This is a genomic window from Mycobacterium sp. (assembly GCF_035653355.1).
Lineage (GTDB): Bacteria > Actinomycetota > Actinomycetes > Mycobacteriales > Mycobacteriaceae > Mycobacterium.
This window is the reverse complement of the sequence record NZ_DASRBZ010000647.1, coordinates 1-3079: the sequence shown is the minus strand read 5'-3', so window position 1 is coordinate 3079 and position 3079 is coordinate 1. Positions and strand designations below refer to the sequence as shown.

Below are 3079 nucleotides of genomic sequence, written 5' to 3'. Positions count from 1 at the left end.
TGGCGAAGATCCACTCCAACAGCTGCTGACTATCCTTGCCCGACGACGATGCAGGCGGAACGCCTGCTGAGGAGTCGGGCAATTACGCGCTAGTCACGGATCGGCTGCAGGCCGTCGAATTGCTCGAGCGCGGCCAGTAGTTGGTCAGCGACTCCCGGTGCGGCAGCGACCACCAGCCCGGCGGTGCCGCCCGGCCCGTTCCGCGCCGGCAGCACCACCCGGGCGCCTGCCTCGGCGGCGATCAATGCCCCGGCCGCGCAATCCCACAGGTGCAAACCATGCTCGTAGTAGGCATCCAGCCGGCCCGCGGCCACCATGCACAAGTCCAGCGCCGCCGAACCGATGCGGCGCACATCACGGACCACCGGCAACATGCGGGCCAGCAGCGCGGCCTGCGCAGCGCGGCGCTGCCGGGAGTAGCCGAAGCCGGTGCCGAGCAACGCCATCGACAAATCCTCGACGGCGGTGCAGCGTAACTGCCGTGTCCCCGTCTCGTCACTGACGTGTGCCCCGAGCCCGACGCCGGCCGAGTACACCCGGCCGGCTGCGACATCGGCGACGGCACCGGCCACCGAGACACCGTCAACCTGGGCCGCAACCGACACCGCGTAAGCGGGAATCCCGTAGACGAAATTCACTGTGCCGTCGATGGGATCGAGCACCCAGGTAACGGTACCGTCGCTGGCGGTCGCATCGGTGGGCCCACCACCCTCCTCACCCAGAATCGGGTCGCCGGAACGCAGTTGCGCTAAGCGGTCCCGCAGTAGCCGCTCGGTATCGGTGTCGACGATGGTCACCGGATCAGTGGGGGTGCTCTTGGTCCGCACCGCCGCGTTGTCGGCATCGCGGGCGCCGGCGCCGAACACCTCGCCACGGCGACGCCGCACGAACGCAGCGGCCTCCGCGGCCAGCGTTTCGGCCACCGAACGCAGCTGCGCCGGCTGGTTGTCACCTGTCGTCACCGGTCTATCGCATCACAGCGGGCGAGAGCACGTCGTCACGCGCCGTCTGACCAGCAGTTCTACTCAGGCCCCCATCGTCGTCGGGCTGGGGCTTAATTGCCCAACTCCTCCTCAGGTCGTCCCGACCTGCATCGTCGTCGGGCTAAGGTGTGGGCAGCCACCCCTCGTCGAGGAGATCCGATGAGCAGCACCGAGCCGGGCACGGACGCAGTCGGTACCGATGCGGCCGACATCACACCGCAGCTACGCGGGTTCGGCGTCGACGTCGGCGGCAGCGGCATCAAGGGCGGCATCGTCGACTTAGCCACCGGGCAGCTCGTCGGCGACCGTTACAAACTGCCGACCCCGCAGCCGGCCACACCGGCCGCGGTCGCCAAGACCATCGCCGCGGTAGTCAACGAGTTCGGTTGGACCGGGCCGCTCGGGGTGACCTATCCCGGCGTCGTCACCGAAGGTGTCGTGCAGACCGCTGCCAACGTGGACAAGTCGTGGATCGGCATCAGCGCGCGCGACGTCATCAGCGCCGAACTCGTCGGCCAAGAAGTCGTCGTCCTCAATGACGCCGACGCAGCAGGGCTGGCCGAAGAGCGGTACGGCGCTGGCAAAGACCAATCCGGCGTCGTCGTGCTGCTCACATTCGGAACCGGAATCGGCTCGGCGGTCATCCACAACGGCAAGTTACTACCCAATACCGAGTTCGGACACCTCGAGGTAGGCGGCAAGGAAGCCGAGCACCGGGCGGCGTCGTCAGTCAAAGAAAGGCGCGGCTGGAGTTACCAGAAATGGACGCGCCACGTGACGAAGGTGCTGGTCGCGATCGAGAACGCGATGTGGCCCGATCTGTTCATCGTCGGCGGCGGCATTAGCCGCAAAGCCGACAAATGGGTGCCGCTGCTCACAAACCGGACCCCGGTGGTGCCGGCGGCTTTACAAAACAGTGCGGGCATCGTGGGCGCGGCAATGGCGGCCACCACAGATGTGACACATTGAAAATTGAAATTTGCCCGCTCAGCCGGGTTCTACGCAGGCTGTCGTTACAATGGTCAGCGGCGGCCGCCCGAACCGATAGCGGCGAGTATCCGCGCCGACATTCGACATAACCGAAACTTTCGGTCATGCACGCCCAAGCGCACCGGAAGTGAGTTCGACCGAAGGGGTGTACGTGGCAGCGACCAAAGCAAGCCCGTCAACCGATGAGCCGGTGAAACGCACCGCCACCAAGGCCCCCGCCAAGGACGGGGCAAAACGGTCCGCAGCGAAGTCCGGCCACGGCTCCGCGGCCACCAAGCGGACCGCTAAGAGCACCACCCGCGCCAGTAAGACAACTCAACGCCCCGCGAAGACCGGCGGCGCCAAACGTGCCGAGACCACGAAAGCCCAGACCACGAAGAAGGGCCACACCTCGGCCAAGAACGCGACCGCCGCGCCGACGCGAAGCCGCGCAAAGAAGGTTGCTGCCCCAAAGGATGTCGAAGTCGTTGCCGACGCGCTGGATTCCGCGGTCGAAGACCTCGATGTGGAACCGGATCTCGACGGGGAACCGGACGCCGACATCGAGCCCGAGGATCTCGACATCGATGCCGCCGATTTGAACCTCGACGACCTCGAGGACGTCGCGGTGGAGGGTGCGGACGTCGATCTCGACCAGGCCGACACCGACGACGCCGACGCGACCGCGGCCACCATTGCCGTCGATGACACCGTCGACGAGGATGAAGAGATCGCTGAGCCGACCGAAAAGGACAAGGCTTCAGGCGATTTCGTCTGGGACGAAGACGAGTCGGAGGCGTTGCGCCAGGCGCGCAAAGACGCCGAACTCACCGCATCGGCGGACTCGGTTCGCGCCTACCTGAAGCAGATCGGCAAGGTGGCGCTGCTCAACGCCGAGGAAGAGGTCGAGCTGGCCAAGCGGATCGAGGCCGGCCTTTACGCCAGCCAGCTGTTGGCCGAGATGGCCGAGCGCGGCGAGAAGCTGCCGACCGCGCTGCGCCGCGACATGCTGTGGATCTGTCGCGACGGTGACCGGGCGAAAAACCATCTGCTGGAAGCGAATTTGCGTCTAGTGGTCTCGCTGGCCAAACGTTACACCGGCCGCGGCATGGCGTTTTTGGACTTGA

The 3079-nt window shown here is 66.2% G+C and carries 3 protein-coding genes; 2 read left to right on the top strand and 1 reads right to left on the bottom strand.

Annotated elements, in window-relative coordinates; translation table 11 throughout:
- Positions 1-89: 89 nt before the first annotated feature.
- The gene (locus VFA16_RS22260; RefSeq protein ID WP_324969917.1) at positions 90-962 is read right to left on the bottom strand and encodes an inositol monophosphatase family protein; all 873 of its coding nucleotides are present in this window, start codon (positions 960-962) and stop codon (positions 90-92) included.
- Positions 963-1142: 180 nt separating this feature from the next.
- Here VFA16_RS22260 and ppgK point away from each other — a divergent pair, with 180 nt between their 5' ends.
- Positions 1143-1952: a polyphosphate--glucose phosphotransferase gene (gene ppgK / locus VFA16_RS22255; RefSeq protein ID WP_324969916.1), complete on the top strand. Its 810-nt coding sequence runs from the start codon at positions 1143-1145 to the stop codon at positions 1950-1952.
- A 172-nt stretch (positions 1953-2124) separates the two neighbouring features.
- Positions 2125-3079: sigma-70 factor domain-containing protein (locus tag VFA16_RS22250; protein ID WP_324969915.1), on the top strand; the 955-nt coding region annotated here is incomplete at its 3' end.